The organism is Haematospirillum sp. 15-248, assembly GCF_012102665.1.
Classification (GTDB): domain Bacteria; phylum Pseudomonadota; class Alphaproteobacteria; order Rhodospirillales; family Rhodospirillaceae; genus Haematospirillum.
In genome coordinates this window covers 1-15,359 of sequence record NZ_JAAVTF010000018.1, presented here as the reverse complement: position 1 = coordinate 15,359, position 15,359 = coordinate 1, and the positions used below count along the sequence as shown (strand labels likewise).

Annotated in this window: 10 protein-coding genes and 1 pseudogene; 3 read left to right on the top strand and 8 right to left on the bottom strand. The window is 54.2% G+C overall.

The window, feature by feature from the left end; genetic code table 11:
- Window positions 1-536: 536 nt before the first annotated feature.
- The 8 genes from HEQ72_RS10895 to HEQ72_RS10865 form a co-directional block, all read right to left on the bottom strand.
- Window positions 537-1,784: a phage major capsid protein gene (locus HEQ72_RS10895; RefSeq protein WP_168023386.1), complete on the bottom strand. Its 1,248-nt coding sequence runs from the start codon at window positions 1,782-1,784 to the stop codon at window positions 537-539.
- Between the two features lie 322 nt (window positions 1,785-2,106).
- A complete protein-coding gene (locus HEQ72_RS10890; protein ID WP_168023385.1) occupies window positions 2,107-7,449 on the bottom strand; it encodes a calcium-binding protein in 5,343 nt (1,780 codons plus the stop codon).
- Window positions 7,450-7,492: 43 nt separating this feature from the next.
- Complete coding sequence (locus HEQ72_RS10885) at window positions 7,493-8,308, bottom strand: hypothetical protein (protein WP_168023384.1); 816 nt, start codon at window positions 8,306-8,308, stop codon at window positions 7,493-7,495.
- Window positions 8,309-8,325: 17 nt separating this feature from the next.
- Window positions 8,326-8,589 carry a hypothetical protein gene (locus HEQ72_RS10880; protein WP_168023383.1) on the bottom strand — a complete coding sequence of 88 codons (264 nt, stop codon included), beginning with the start codon at window positions 8,587-8,589 and terminating at the stop codon, window positions 8,326-8,328.
- Window positions 8,590-8,632: 43 nt separating this feature from the next.
- On the bottom strand, window positions 8,633-9,451 hold the full coding sequence (locus tag HEQ72_RS10875; RefSeq protein WP_168023382.1) for a hypothetical protein: 819 nt from the start codon (window positions 9,449-9,451) through the stop codon (window positions 8,633-8,635).
- A gap of 11 nt (window positions 9,452-9,462) precedes the next feature.
- On the bottom strand, window positions 9,463-9,597 hold the full coding sequence (locus HEQ72_RS11645) for a hypothetical protein (protein ID WP_272487549.1): 135 nt from the start codon (window positions 9,595-9,597) through the stop codon (window positions 9,463-9,465).
- Window positions 9,598-9,674: 77 nt separating this feature from the next.
- Window positions 9,675-11,294 (bottom strand): hypothetical protein, encoded by a 1,620-nt coding sequence (locus tag HEQ72_RS10870; protein ID WP_168023381.1) that lies wholly within the window; start codon window positions 11,292-11,294, stop codon window positions 9,675-9,677.
- An 859-nt stretch (window positions 11,295-12,153) separates the two neighbouring features.
- On the bottom strand, window positions 12,154-12,492 hold the full coding sequence (locus HEQ72_RS10865; protein ID WP_168023380.1) for a thermonuclease family protein: 339 nt from the start codon (window positions 12,490-12,492) through the stop codon (window positions 12,154-12,156).
- 711 nt (window positions 12,493-13,203) lie between these two features.
- Between HEQ72_RS10865 and HEQ72_RS11825 the strand changes: the two are divergent.
- From HEQ72_RS11825 to HEQ72_RS10850, 3 genes and pseudogenes are all read left to right on the top strand, one after another.
- Window positions 13,204-13,356, top strand: a pseudogene (locus tag HEQ72_RS11825) (recombinase family protein); the annotation flags it as partial.
- A gap of 151 nt (window positions 13,357-13,507) precedes the next feature.
- On the top strand, window positions 13,508-13,720 hold the full coding sequence (locus HEQ72_RS10855) for a ribbon-helix-helix protein, CopG family (protein ID WP_168023379.1): 213 nt from the start codon (window positions 13,508-13,510) through the stop codon (window positions 13,718-13,720).
- Window positions 13,721-13,771: 51 nt separating this feature from the next.
- Window positions 13,772-15,359 (top strand): site-specific DNA-methyltransferase (locus HEQ72_RS10850; RefSeq protein ID WP_168023387.1); only part of this gene is annotated, 1,588 nt, incomplete at its 3' end.

The following is a 15,359-nucleotide window of genomic DNA, read 5'->3' as shown; positions in this document are numbered from 1 at the left end:
TACGGCTAATTGCCGTACGCGTCAAGTAGGGAAGGGCCCCGGTCCCATGACAGGAGAACCATGTCCAGCGCCAGTATTTCCACACAAAATCCATATGAGAAGATACGGTGCCCTTAGGTAGAAATCACGTCCTGGCGGCCAAGCGCTGATCGGGGGCGGGGAAGGATAGCGCTGACGCCAACGGCGTCCTATGCGGTGCTAATGGGGCGTCTGCTGTTGCTCGATGTACTGCCGGATAACTTCGATGGGTGCCCCGCCGCAGGTTCCGTAAAAAACATACCAACTTGGTTGTGTTGACCCGCAACCGGCACATTTCCAGACATGGCGGATCCTGCTGAGTCACGTCGGGGTTCAGGCTCTTTGTGAGTTCCCACAGATATACTTGGCTTTTGATCGGGACGCCTTTTCGTCAGACCCGCGCCTCAGCAGGATGGACTAGGAACGGAAACCCGTCAGGTAAGTACGCTTGTTTCAAGGCAAGCAGACCGCCCCGGTCTCTTCCGTCATCTTTTCCTCCATTCAAGCTGGTCACCAAATCAGCGGGCCAGGCAGAATGATTCGGGCCTTCGGACGAGGAAATCACAATCCTGGAACGCAATGACCCGAATCCCGCCGCTGGCACTCTTGGTCACCGTGATTTCAAGCCCGCCCCACATGCCGATCATCAGGTCAGCGAAATTGCCAAGAAAGATATCATTGGGCTCAACCTGGTTTGCCGTTTCGGCGCGATAGCCATTGACGGTATCGCCCGGCTCCCAGATTGGTGCGCCGTTCGTTCCCTCGAATTTCTGGGCCGTCTTCAACCAGCCCCGGGCGCGGCTGGACAAGACGTAGGCCATTCCCTTGGTCGCCGCGCTTGCAGCCGCAATCACGGATTCCATCTCTATCAGCTCGTCATATGTGGGTTTGCCGGGGCTGGCCAAGCGAACGAGATTGACCCCGTCAGTACGGGACAGTCCGCAAGGGTCTTTGCCGCCTGTACCGTAAAAGACTGCCCTGTCGATTGTTTCACCGATAGCAGCGGCCAGGTCGGTGCGAATCAGGGCCTCGGCCTCGAGGCTGGATGGTATAAGCTGGCGGCGTGTGATCGGCATCAGAGCCCCAATTCTCCGTGGCGTGAGTGTCTTTGAACTGTATGAAGGGACCGTCTTTGGTGCATTCTGGCTTTCCTTTAGCCAGTAGCCCGTTATCCCCGAAACCGGGATTTCCATATTATCCACCAAGCCTTGCATCAATGTACCAAGGCGCATAGCAATGCTCTGGTCGCGCAGTGTCTGCGTGAACGACTGGTTCTTGCAATCGGTGGTAATCTGATAAACGTTTGTATTGCCCGGGGCAACGCCGCCCTCTGATGTGTTGAGTGCAAGACCAAGAATTTCATGGGGAACTATGATTCCGCTGGTCCATTTCCCCATGGCCTTCGCGGCAGCCCGGCTTACCTCAAGCTCGAAAGAGGCTGCCTCGCGGATATCGTGGTTTTCCGGATATGTCAGTGCACGCATGGCCCGGATTATGCTGAACGACCGACATTCTTTCTCGGTCAGCCCGACTGTCGGGCTGGAGCGCACATCAAGGGCCGGACTGGAGCCAGACGCAATATGCTTCAAAAGGTCGTCTCTGAACTCATCGACGCTGTGGTTCGCTATTACGGCTTGACCGGCCAGGGCTTCGGCTTTGTACTGCCGCCCGAGGTCAATAATGGCTGTGGTGCGCGCCCGTTCAGCCTTAACAGGATCCTCGGCAGTCGTTACCTTGGTTTCAACGGTTTCTGTGGTCTTTTCCATAGCGATTGTGATCCTTTGAAGATAGTTATCCGGCTCACTCTCTCTCAGGATTTTTCTGCAGTCCTGTGGCGGTTTTTCCGCGTTGCGCCCGAACCCGATGGACGGGTTGGCAGAAATGAAAACCAATCAGATCTCAAAAGGTTGCAACAGCCGTAGCAGAACAAGATCCGGCTGCCCGTCCCATTTCCGAGCCTCGATATCATCGACGGAGCAGCCGACAGGGCCTGTTTCAAGCAGGCCCTGTCGGGAGGCGTTTCCCCTAGATCAGATCGAACTGGCTCCAACGGAAGTCGTCTTTCTGCAGAGCTGTCAGCTCAATGTTCTAGAGAACCAAAGCCTGGTCATATTCTTTATATAGAATGAGGCTGCCTTCTCTGAAGTTAGTTTCGCTCACCAAGGACATGATTGTAATATCCTGAAAAGCATCACCGTCTATATCAATATGAATAAGGTCCCCGTTTTCAATCCATGCAGAATATTTGCGCGGACCGTTTGCGCTATATGTAATAGGAGTTTCGTCAGCTGCAGCTGAGTATCTAATACGATCACCTTTATCATGGTTGAAGTAAAAGATGAGATCCCTACCATAGGAATCTCGATCGTATGCGTAATGGTTGTTGCCTTTGAATGCAATCATCATATCATCGCCAGGCCCACCATAAATCCTGTTATATCCGCTCCTTGCTATGATGATATCATTGCCTAACCCACCATAAATACTATTACCGCCCAATAATGATTCAATTTTATCATTTCCAGATCCACCATAAACCGTGCAGCCAGCTCCCATTATTAAAATTTTATCATCGATATGACTACCATATTCGACTATCCCGTTTCCCGCTGTAACTCTAAGCGCGCCTGGCTCAGTGGAGATATAAAGGTGTTCTTCTCCACCATTGGCGGAGTTGGGAGGAACTATAATTTCCTCTGTTTTTAACTTGTCCCCATTCTGACCCCAGCGAAAATTCGATTCTTGAAGGTTCTCAATCTGTACTTTTTCCAGGATAAGGGTTTGTCCATTCCCCAGATTAAGGTGAGTGTCTTCGCCTCGTTGTGAAAGATATCTTTTTACATCTTCGAATGTTGGTAGGGTTCCCTGAAATTCTGTAAGGTCAATCCACTCTTCACTGCGCCAATACTCGAAGTCGGTTATGGTGTCAGTGCTACCTCCGTCTGCAGCAATCACGTAGATGTCACTGTCATCACCACCGGTTAAGGTATCAGATCCACTCCCCCCCTTTAAGGTATCGTTTCCAGATCCACCATAGAGAGTGTCATTGTTTCCACGGCCTTCGAGAGTATCAGAACCCCCATGACCAGATATATTATTAATTCCATTGTCACCAACAAGATCTTCATCTTCATTTGTGCCACTTAAAACGCCACTGTAGAATTTAAAGCTGCTTTCTTTAATTTCATATTGCCGTGACATAAATACTGATCCGTAACTACCGGTTGAAATTTTCTTCCCATATTCAAAAATGCTCTTTCCATTATGGTAGTCTTCTAAAATAATTTTTTGGTTATTTCCAAGATCAAGAACCGTGTCGTTCCCAGACTGCGTTATTCGTATATCGGAAAGACCGCGTATATTCGTAAATTGAGTAATATCAATTAAAGCACTTTTGTTTGTTACTGACTTATGTACGCGAGAATCTCCATCTGAAAATCTATAAGAACAGTCTTCACCTGGGCGCTGCCTGGAAAGGTCCACCCCTGGTATATGGACCACAAATCGATCAAAGTTATCAAAATCATGAATCGTATCAACATCCCCTGTGTTACGAGCTATGAAAATATGGTCAAATTCATATTTACTGGCACGAACGATGTCATTACCTTTACCCATAATGTGTACATTGGGATGATCTGGAAGTCCTGATGCTGATTTCTTATCATAAGTGTTTTTTACATCTAATTCATCTAGTATCATACTTGAAAATGTTCCGACGGAAGCCCCTGCCAATGTTATGTTTTCATCAGCAAGAGGTGTTCCGCGTGTAATATCGACGATATTGGGAGGTAGAACCATGTGAGCAGCAGTTAAGTCTCTTGCCTCAACGCCTACAAGAACTAGATATCGTCCACCCTCCAATTCAATCACCGTGTCAGTGCCACTCTGACGCACAACCACCTCGTTCAGCTCTTGTCTTGAGATGTCAAGTTTTTCGTTGTGATCACTGAGGTCAAAGTCATGAACAAAAGCGTGCTTGTCATTTATCTCGAATGTAAAAGAATTTTCATTACTCTTGTTTTTCACGGGATCCGGGCTGGCCAAGTCCTTTCTGAGAAAAGTAATGGAATTCACAGATGTAAAAACAAACCGATCCGATCCAGATCCTCCATAAAGATGTTCTAATCCCCAGGAGCTTACCAGCGTATCATTCCCGCCTTCTCCCCGCAGGACATCGAGTCCACCCAGACCACAGAGCACATTATCCTGATCATCTCCGATCAACACATCATGTCCGCCTACGGTTCCGGTCAGGTTTTCGATCCCGTCGTAGGTGTCACCGGCGGCACTGCCGGCCGAACCACGACCAATCGATAAATCAGCCACCACGCCTTTTGTATTGTACGGATGAGCATAGGAAACCGTATCGATACCGCTCCCCCCGATCATCACCTCCGCCCCGTCAGCGCCCATGAGCGTGTCATCCCCGGCTTCACCGTGCAGGATGTCACGGCCATCAGCGCCGAACAGGGTATCGTCGCCGTCCCCACCGTACAGCTCGTCATCCCCACGTTCACCGTTCAGGACGTTGGCGTTGGCATCCCCGACCAGGGTATCGGAGAAGTCTGATCCGCCAATATGTTCAAAGTTACGGAATGTATCCCCACGCATATCACCGCCAGCAGCCTCCCCGGTTGCCAGATTGATGTAAACGCCCCCGGTCTCGGACCAACCGCTCAGTTTATCCTCACCGTCTCCGCCGTCCAGGTCATCGGCATCAGCACCTCCAGCGAGAGTGTCATCCCCGCCCCCGCCGATCAGGGTGTCACGCCCGGCACCGCCATCCAGATGGTCACCGTCTTCGTCCCCGTTGAGGACGTCGTCGCCATCGCCCCCGACAAGACGGTCATAGCCGGCCCCACCGGATATCCGGTCATGACCGGCCCCACCATTCAGGTAGTCATCCCCGCCACGGCCATCGATGGTATCCGCGCCCCCTTCGGCAAAGACAAGGTCACCACGATCGCTACCCTTGATGGTGTTGTCTGCCGCATCCCCCACACGCACCGACAGCTTCAGATGATCGGGGGTCGTGTCTTTGCCGGTATAGATCACGCCATCAGCAGCCAGAACCGACTTTTCCGCCAGAAACAGATCGTGACCGAAAGTGGACGTGATGCTGTTGTTGATGGTGTCAACGTCAACCCCCAGCTCGCCCTTTGAGACAATCAGGATGTTCCCCATTTCTATCCAGAAACGCTCTGCCCCGTCCTCATCCAGGGAGGAGGCATGGCGGCGCGCCCGGTCCAGAATGGAAGACAGCGATGCATTCAGTTCGACCGTATCGGTCGCAAAGTTATACTTTGCCTCCGGGAACAGGTGGGCCAGCGGACCCTGGACCAGAAAGCGCGCCGTCATCACCGCTTCGATGTTGCCCCATGCCTTCTTGATCCCGACCGATGCATTTTCACCCACTATATGTGTCAGACCGCGCTGCAGCCACATGACACCGGTGAACTGTTCCATAAAGTCCACATGGCGGGCATCAATATTGCTGCCCGTATATTCGGCACGAGCCGTCGGATTATTGCCCCGTACCCCGGCCCATTCCAGCAGAATGTCCTCGACCAGTCGCGGCGCATCCCCCAGATGGTCCGGCTTCAGGCTGGCCAGGGTGCGCATCATCGCCATCAATTCGGGATTGTCGTTCAGCGCCAGATGCATCGATTTCATCAGACCATAGCCGCGTGATTGCGGCAGCAGCAGGGCTTCCAGGTTGATCTTGACCTCGGCCCCGAACTTTTCTCCATGCGCCCCCTTGTACCAGCTGTCGGCGTTATCATTCAGGAAATGAGCGTCCACCATGGTTCCGGTCTGCCCCCCGACCTTGGTATAAGTGGAGGAGGCCGAGATATAGTTCTCGTGCTGCCAGCGATCTTCGGGCTTTTCGTTCAGGTTCAGGCTCTGGACATTCGTTTCCGGCAGGGTTTTCAGCTCGCCGGCCTCGGTCAGGCCATTCTGGTTCAGGTCACGCCACACCCGCAGTTTGGCATAGTCCGGATCGTTCGCATCGATCTTTCCGTCCTTGTTGGCATCGTGCTGACGCAGCTTGTCATAGGCCGGCATGACATCATCGCCATACAGCTCGGTAATATCATCAATGTTGCCGTTTTCATTACGGTCCAGGGCCAGCATGCCGTCATCGGCCTTGACCCAGCCAACCCGTTCTGCCTGGCCATCGTTGTCGATATCAAAGTAAACGGTGCGGTCATAGGCGTGGGTCAGTTCAACCCCGTCCCCGTCGAGGTCAAGCACCAGGGGCGAGATATGGTTTTTGGCCCCGCCGATGATATGATTGGCATTGCTGATATAGGCATTGAGCTGGGGCGTGGAGAGCTCACCCAGTACACGGCTCTCGCTGAACGAGACCGCCGGCGTGGCCTTGCGGTCCAGGAACAGGTAATCGTTGCTGCCCACCCGCATGGTCTGGGTGTCAAGCGACGCAAAGTCATCACCAAGCCCACGCGCCCAGCCATCGGAAAGATCATACCTGAAGCTTTCCAGGGCTTTCTCTGCCCGCCCCTTGTTGACAAACAGCACCGACTGCGGCCCACCGGCCGCCGCAATGTCACGTACCGCCTGATCAGACAGGCGTGTGCTTGTCCCATCAATCTCCAGATCATGGCGGGCACTCACACCGGTGCGGTCAAACACCATACTGCTCTTCACCTGCCCGTATCCGGCATCCCGGGTACCCGTCAGCGTCATCGCCCCGGTAGCGGGGTTGGTGTTCAGGCTGATGCGCGGATCCGGGGAGGACCCATCCGGCCCCCAGGTCAAACGGTGATGCTGCTCGATCAACTGGGCGACTTTCCCGAATGTCTCGAAACTCGGGCGGGATTCCTCCCACGTCCATTCTGCCGTGGACACAGCCCCCACCTTGGTCACAGTTCCCAGCGCGCCAAGCCAGCCTTTTTCGCTTTCCAGGGCGATGTCCGAACTAATGCGGGACGGATCAATGTCACGTGTATCGCTCCACTCGCCATCAAACATATCCAGCACACGCATCCAGGGAACGAAACCCCCGGTCAGGGTGTTGACATAGCCATCAATGGCCGCCTCCGGGGAAACGCCACTGTTTTTCAGGGCACTTTTGTATGACTCTTCAATAAACCTTGACTCGGGCAGGATGTATTTATTACCGGCCTCAATCAATTCGATATAATTGCTGCAATGCTGTTTGGCCACGGCCTCAAACTTCTGGTCGTAGGTGTTCTTGCCGACCGTTTCGTCCCAGTGGTTGCGCACCAGCGTCTGGGTAAAGCTGTTGGATCCAGTTGCATCGGTGATACGAACCGCATTCCAGGCATAGTTGTCCCCGCCATCAGCCAGCGCCTGCCAGGCATCGCGGGTTTTGCCCTGGGCCAGCAGCTGTTTGGCGCTATCAACAACGTCCTTGGCAATGGTTTTTGTTGTGGTGTTGGTCATGAAACGATCCCCTGTTGAGTAAAAAAGAAAAGGCTGTAACGGGTCAGTCAAGAATGGCGGCGCGTTCAATGGCCCGGAATTCTTCCAGCAGCGCCATCATGGTTGCCGCCAGATCCACCTCGGTTCCGGTGTTGTCACCGTAGGTCGATGTATAAAATGCGTTGCTCCCCGGTTCCTGGTACTCCAGGTCGCCAGATAACCTGTAGATTGAAGACGGTGGGGGTCGGTCTTTTGTGTGGTCCTTGATGTCAGCCACCGCATGCACCCGCTGGTTTTTGATGAAGGCAAAGCAGTTTTCATGATTCCAGCCCCTACAATACTCCGAACCCAGCTGTGTCCACTTGTCCTGCCGGGCCGGGTCTGTGACCAGCGGGCGGATCGGGGCTGGATTGTCCCAGTCTTCTGTTCCGTTCTTTCTGTTGAAGCGTATCACCAGTGACCTTTCCGGGCGGGTCAGGGCGCTCTCCTGCTGCGGGGGGACCTCTTTGGTAATATCAATCATTCCCTTGCCGTATCCTTGGGGGTCGGCTATCCGGGATCGGAAATCGACAAACAGCACGGTTTTTCCATGACGATTATCCACCAGATCGATCTCCTTCAACCGCTGCTGTGGCAAACAGTAGCGGACCCCCCCATGGGTCAGGTCGTAACAGGCCGCGGGCGTGCCCTTGTGACGCAAGGTCACCGGCAGCGGATCAACGCCCCGTTCCTTCTGGAACTGTTCCGCCCAGGCGTTGTATTCCCGTATCTCTTGATAGATCCAGACCGCTCTCTTTGCAACCGGGAAGAGCGTAACCCCGAGCCACACCAGCGCCGCAACCATGATCCAGCGCACAAGACGCCTTCGGAAGAAAGACATACCCACCCCCGCCGCCATCAATCAGCCAGATGCTGTTTGGCTACAGCCTCAAACTTCTGGTCGTAGGTCTCCTGCCCGACCGTTTCGTCCCAGTGGTTGCGCACCAGAGTCTGGGTAAAGCTGGATCCGGTGGTATTGGTGATGCGAACGGCATTCCAAGCATAGTTGTCCCCGCCATCAGCCAGCGCTTGCCAGGCCTCGCGGGTTTTCCCCTGGTCCAGAAGCTGTTTGGCGCTATCAACAACGTCCTTGGCAATGGTTTTTGATGTGGTGTTGGTCATGAAACGATCCCCTGTTGAGTAAAAAAGAAAAGGCTGTAACGGGTCAGTCGAGGATGGCGGCGCGTTCAATGGCCCGGAATTCTTCCAGCAGCGCCATCATGGTTGCGATCAGGTCGTCTTCGGTTCCGGTATTACTGCTGTAGGACAGGTCGTAAGAGACATTGCTGCCTGGTTCCTGGTACTTCAGATCGCCGTCCAGCCTGTAGTCTGAAGACGGGGAAATTCTGGATTTTGCGTTGTCCTTGATGCTGGCCTCCGCATAAATCCGCTGGTTTCTGATAAAGGAAAAGCAACGTTCATTATCCCAGCCCGTACAATACACCGGATCTACCTGGGTCCATCGGTCCTGCCGGGCGGGGTCATCGGTCAGTGAGCGGATCAGATCCGGGTTTCCCCAGTCCTCTGTCCCGATGTTACTGTTAAATCTGGAGATGAGCACAGATTCCGGGTAGGTAATGGTCTTGTACTTTGGGTGATTGACTTCTTTCGAGAAAAGAATGTTCCCATCTCCGTATCCCTGCGGGTCGGCAATCCGGGATCTGAATTCTCCATACAGGCTTGTTGAGCCGTTACGGGCGTCCACAAACTTGATCCTCTTGAACCGCTGCTGCGGCAAACAGTAGCGGACCCCCCCATGGGTCAGGTCGTAACAGGCCTCGGGCGTGTCCTTGTGACGCAAGGTCACCGGCAGCGGATCAACGCCGCGTTCCTTCTGGAATTGTTCGGCCCAGGCGTTGTATTCCCGTATCTCTTGATAGATCCAGACCGCTCTCTTTGCAACCGGGAAGAGCGTAACCCCGAGCCACACCAGCGTCGCAACCATGATCCAGCGAACAAGGCGCCTCCGGAAAAAAGACATCATCCCCGCCGCCATCAATCAGCCAGCGCCTGTATCAGGCTGGCGGCGCGGGCCGCATTCTGGAGCGTGGCAGCGGTGGGTCCGGGGGCTGTTTCCGAGGCGTCCTCAAGGAGGGAGCGGGTGGTGGTGCTGAGTGATGAAGCTGACATAGAAATTTCCCCTTTCAAGAGTTAACACAGACAACGTGACATTCAGTGACCAGAGACCACCTTCCACAGTCCCTTGTTCAGGGCCCAGTGTTCGGCGGCATTGGCTTCATAAAGCTGATAAAGGCGTTCCCACAGCCGGGGCGGGATTTCAAAGCGATGCAGGATACGAACCTCCCCAGCCCCGGGCGGTAGTCCCGGTCAAAGAACACCGGATCGCCATAGCTGTGGAAAATCCCGGTTCCGCGCCAGAGATCCCCCTTGAATCTTTCCCTGAAATGGGGGTCCTTGCGGCCCATTCCGTTGTAGAAGAAACGGTTCAGGCTGATATAGCCGTGCACTTCCGGCCCTTTCAGGAGCGAGGCCGAGGTCATCAGGTAAATGCGGTTATCATGCCGGGTATCGGCATAAATCCACGGCAGCGGCGTGGTTGCGGTGTCGTAATAAATGTCCTTCTGCACGTAAAGGGTCGGATCGCAGAGGTCTTCAACCGCGGCCGCGCCACAAGATCGCCGTCCCAGCGGGGTCATGCGGTAAGCCACCGCCAGCGCCCCTTTCAGGTCGGGCTCAATCCACTCTTCGGGCATGTGGAAGCGTTCGGCAAATTCCCGCGTGTAGGCCCATATCCAGGTATCGCGAATGAACGGCTTTCGATCACGGAAGGTAAAGTTCTTCTGATAGGGCTCATCATCAATGGGCGGTCCGTCCGATACGGGCCGGGGGTCAAACGCACGGTTCCACCACAGGGTCAGCATGCGCCCGAGGCGGTCCTGCTCCCAACGCGGTTTTTGGGGCATATGGGCCGGAACCGCGTGCTCCTTCTTCCACAGGGCATAAACTTCCTGCATCCAGCGTCGGGGGATCGTGACCTGGTGCATCAGCGCCCCGGACGCATCAAAAAACGGCAGTGTCACCGGGCCTGATTCGGTCGGTTTCGGGCACACCCCGTGCCAGCTGATCAGCCCCAGGGCCGGGGCGAAGGCCTGGTCAAAATGCGCCACCTCTCCAGGCGAGCTGATGGGTTGCCCGTTTACGTATAATTGACCGCCGGAGGCCAGCGGACCCATCTGTTGTGTTCCGTCAGGGTTCCGCTTGTAGAAATGATGATTGAGGCTGCGGTACTTATACTCCGGGTCATACAAAAACAGGCCCGAATGCACGCCCTGCATCAGGTTGTCGCGGCGAATGTGCGGGGTGTTCCACGGCAAGACGATGCGGTTGTCATAGTACAGGTCAAGTTCACAGATCTTGCGGGTATCACACCTGTCTTCATCGCCATTCAGTCCACAGCGGAAGACGGTCGGTTCCCGCATGCGAAAGGCCAGGCCAAGGGCCCCGTCAAGATCCGGGTCAATCCATTGTTCCGGCATGCGGAAACGTTTGGCAAACGCCGCCGTGTAACTCCACACAAAGGGGTCAGGGGTGTAGAGGGTATTGATGGTAAAAAACGTGTGCGCCCGCTCGTACGGATGGGTCCGTTCGGCATGATCCGCAAACAGGCCGGCAATCCTTTCCGGCAGCGGTGGGTCAGGGTTATGTGGATTATGATCCCACCAGTTTTGCACCCGCTCCGACGAGATCTCTGCCCAGGGGATGGATTGAGCCGGATCTGTGACCAGCGCCTCGCCTGCCCGGACAAAACCAATGCCGGTGCACAGCAACCACGACATACCGAGGAGAACACCAATCCGGAAACGCATGCAACAATCCATATACGGAAACGCGTAAAGATTGTCACATTACTCGCGCGTTGCGACAATCGCAAGACATGTATGCATGGTAATTCATTGTAATTATTCGTGTACTTGCGTTTCTATATTGACGGGAACAGATGCGTTAAAAGCTATTTAAAGGCATTTTTTAAGTTTGTTTTGTAGGGTGAGCGAGCAGGATCCGCCAACGTCTGACACGCTTCATCGTTCATGGGGATGCAAGATCATCGGGATCGACGCCCAGTATAATGGGGCAGGAAAAGGGCCTTGGAGGAAGATTTCTTCCTCCTTTTTTTGCCCTAAAAAAATACATTTTATTTCAATGACCTAATATTACCGTCCCCTATAGGAGAAAGAGTGATTTCCAAGGACCACCTCCCTGCCGGATTCCGTATGCATACCTGAGTGCATAACCGAAAATCCCAGATTTCTGCGCAATCCGCTGCTAACGCATTGTTCATGAACGGATTTAAAGCGCGACGATTTGGAACGATTTCAAATTTGCTCAATAGGTATCCTACCAGAAGAAGAGCGCGGTCAATGGTCCTGCTCTTTTCGTGCCATGAACGGCGCCCCCCGACACGTCTGTTCTGAAAAACCTGGCTCCTGGATGCCAGTCCGAAGGCGTGTCTGCTCATCACAACAAAATAACGGAGGATTTCCGATGAACGCACGTCGTAAAGAGACAAAAAGCGGTGGACATGCCAACCATCACGTGGAAAGGCTCACAAGCCTTGAGGCCCGCTTTACCCACTTTGAAAGACTGTATGTATACATTTGCTGTGTGCGGCTTGCCTGCAAAATTATTGCCTACCTTCTCTCTTAGTATGTCCCCGTGCAGACGGCATTATCGACACCAGCAGCGCCGCTTGTCGCCCGTACACGGATGACTGTGTCCGGTACGGATCAACAGCTCGTGGACCGGGTGCCCGTCAACCAGCACAAAAGCCGCTACACGCCTGTATTTATCGCGTGACGGTTTCTCCAGCGTAATCCTTCCATTTCTCAGAAGCTGCTCCTTTGCCGCCTTTGCATGCAAGGTGGCCCGTTTCTCTGCGGCACATTTTCCTGTTATTTCGGACGTATCCAGCCCCTTGAAGCGCATAGTCTTCTCACCGTCCGGGGTCAACATCACGGCGGTGTCACCGTCAATAACACGCTTCAGGGTGGCTGGTATGTCTGCCACACCGATTTTCTGTTTGGTCCGCTCTCGGGCGGTCTGGATGTGGCGTGCCGAGATCTCGCTGATGATAGCCTGCCGCCCGGTGCAGGCAGGAAGGTTTGTACTTAGATAAAAAGAAGAGCACTCTTCCCCCGCCACGCTTGCGGCTTAAACATGCCTCACATTCTGCAGTGCAGAGGATGCCCCTGCGCCAGCAGTTGCCTTGCTTTCCACGCATCGTGGAGACCTGTCAAATCTCTGCATTTTTCTGCCGTTCCCTGCATGCCCGGACGATTGCTGTTCAACATCACCGGAACGCCTCTGGATCCGGCAGACGTCCGGCCTGAAAAACGCAAGGCAGACTGTAAAAACACCTGTGTTGCTCACGCTTGCGTTGAGCACGGCCCGGCCGTGCGAACAAGCATCCTCATCGAATGAGGACAGGAGGTGGGCCCACCTCCTCTATCCTGCCGGTGGGTACGACGTAGAAACTTTTAGAAACTCGTAGAAACTTTTGGAATACCCCTCAAACACTCGCCAAACTCATTTGCACCCCTGTTCGTGGTTATACATGTCTCCTGTCCCGCCTTGCGAGATGGGTCCCTGTTTCACGCGCTTTGACATTCCATTGTGTTGTCATTGACTGTGAAGTCCGGGGGGCGCCGTGTCGTGCCCGGGAAGTATCTGCGCAAGCGGACACGTGTGTATATCGAAGGGGTAGATTCCGACTGAGTGCAGGATAACACCACTACCGCTGCAGGGCGGTTGATATTCGGTATCTTCGCAGCCCTGGCTGAATTTGAGCGTGAGTTGATACGGGAGCGTACCCGCGCTGGCCTTGCCCATGCCCGTGAACAGGGCCGCCGCCGTGCCCTCACCAAAACAGAGTAGGGACGGAAGTCGTGTAGGCTTACCGTCCACGTCATGAGCCAATCCAGTGAAATCCGCTTACTCCAGAAGTATGCGATGAGAACTGCATCACTTTGTTGATGTTCGGTCCAAAGCGCTGTACCCCTTGGGCAGATTCCATGGAGCCGAAATGTCCGAGCGCCGAAACAAGACCACCCGACTGACGGTGAGCCTCGATGACGGGGACTACGCCGCCCTGACAGCCATCGCCGAGAAAAGTGATGTTTCCCTGTCTTGGGTAATTCGTCAGGCCATCCACCGGTTCGTCCAGGAACATGGAGCACATCCTGAGTTGTCCCTCAGGCTCGCTGGAAGTTTTGGGAAAGATGGCCAAGACACATGATCCCCGCCGCCACCTCCCGCACCGATTTTCTTGCCGGAAGAGGAATTGTTCGTGTCACGCCTCACTGATCTGATTGCGCAGGCAAAAGCCAAGGACCCGAGCTTTGGGCAGGAGTTGGAGCGGGAATTCAAGGTCCTGTCCGCCCGCCGCTCATTCGGCCTTAATTTCGAGCGGCACCGTCCGGAGAGCGTCGAGTTGCCGGGCCGGCCCGTGCGCAAGGGTGACAAGGTGCGCGTTCTGCCACCGCGTGGCGAGACGAAGAAGGGCGACCGGCGGCTTTGGAAAGTGCGGAGCCTGTCCGGGAAGGGCGCGGAGCGTCAGGCTGTTGTTGAGTTGATCGGCGCGGAAGAGCCGGAAACGCAAGAGGTACCTGTTGCCGACCTCGTGGTCGTCGCGGAGTTCCGAGATTACATCTACCCCGGTCTTGTCAGCACGGGAAAGGTCGAGCGCGGCGGGGACAAGCCCTTTCATACCGTAATCAATGGTGAGAACGTTTACGCACTGGAGGCTTTGACCTTCACGCATCGCGGCAAGATCGACGTTATTTATATCGACCCGCCCTACAATACAGGCGCTAAGGACTGGAAGTACAACAACGATTACGTTGAGGGGGATGATCTTTATCGGCATTCAAAGTGGCTGGCGTTTATGGAACGACGGTTGAACCTTGCGAAGGATTTGTTGAACGCCAATAGGTCTTGTTTGATCGTTACTATTGATGAAAAGGAGTATCTGCGTCTTGGTCTTTTGCTGGAACAGACCTTTCCCGAGGCCTCTATTCAGATGGTTAGTTCTGTCATAAACCCCTCCGGTGCAGCACGAGCATCGGCGTTCAGAAGAACCGACGAGTACCTCTTCTTTGTCTCTATCGGAGAGTGTGGGCCGTCAGACTTGCCTCTTCCTGTCGAATGGCGGATTACACGAGACACCCGTGCGGAAAAGCTGCGCTGGGACGGGCTTTTGCGATCTGGGAGCCACACGCAAAGAGAAGACCGTCCAAATCAATTCTACCCTATCTTTGCCTATCAGGTCGATGATTATGCCGTTATACATTCGATTGGAGATACTTTTTCCGGTGAAGATCACACAAACGAGCCGTGCCCAGAGGGAACAGTAGCAATCTGGCCCATTCGCAGCGACGGGACACAAGGCAATTGGCAGGTTGGGGCACAAAGTGCTCGAAACCTTTATAACCAAGGCTACCTTAAACTCGGACGATGGAGGCGTGAAAAAACGTCGGTCTCCTACATCAAGCGAGGTGGTATTAACAAGATCGAGGCGGGCATTTTCCCAGTAGTAGGGCGTGCCCCTGACGGTTCTGTCATAGTAGATGACTCGGAGTATAATTCGCAGTTTATTCCTGGAACACAGTGGCGAATCCCGTCTCACAGTGCGGAACAAGGCGGCACAAAACTGCTCCGTAGCCTCTTGCCAGATCGGCGGTTTCCTTTCCCAAAGAGCCTTTTTGCCGTTGAAGATGCTTTGCGCTTTTTCGTTGCGAACAACCCGAATGCCGTCGTCCTGGATTTTTTTTCCGGGTCCGGAACAACCGCCCATGCAGTCATGCGTCTAAATAGACAGGACAGTGGGTGCCGCCAGTCGATTTCCATTACAAACAACGAAGTTGCTGCTGACGAAC

Coding starts and splice junctions, on each gene's coding strand:
- HEQ72_RS10895 (WP_168023386.1), bottom strand. CDS start 1,784: ATGGAAAAGACCACAGAAACCGTTGAAACCAAGGTAACGACTGCCGAG.
- HEQ72_RS10890 (WP_168023385.1), bottom strand. CDS start 7,449: ATGACCAACACCACAACAAAAACCATTGCCAAGGACGTTGTTGATAGC.
- HEQ72_RS10885 (WP_168023384.1), bottom strand. CDS start 8,308: ATGTCTTTCTTCCGAAGGCGTCTTGTGCGCTGGATCATGGTTGCGGCG.
- HEQ72_RS10880 (WP_168023383.1), bottom strand. CDS start 8,589: ATGACCAACACCACATCAAAAACCATTGCCAAGGACGTTGTTGATAGC.
- HEQ72_RS10875 (WP_168023382.1), bottom strand. CDS start 9,451: ATGATGTCTTTTTTCCGGAGGCGCCTTGTTCGCTGGATCATGGTTGCG.
- HEQ72_RS11645 (WP_272487549.1), bottom strand. CDS start 9,597: ATGTCAGCTTCATCACTCAGCACCACCACCCGCTCCCTCCTTGAGGAC.
- HEQ72_RS10870 (WP_168023381.1), bottom strand. CDS start 11,294: ATGCGTTTCCGGATTGGTGTTCTCCTCGGTATGTCGTGGTTGCTGTGC.
- HEQ72_RS10855 (WP_168023379.1), top strand. CDS start 13,508: ATGTCCGAGCGCCGAAACAAGACCACCCGACTGACGGTGAGCCTCGAT.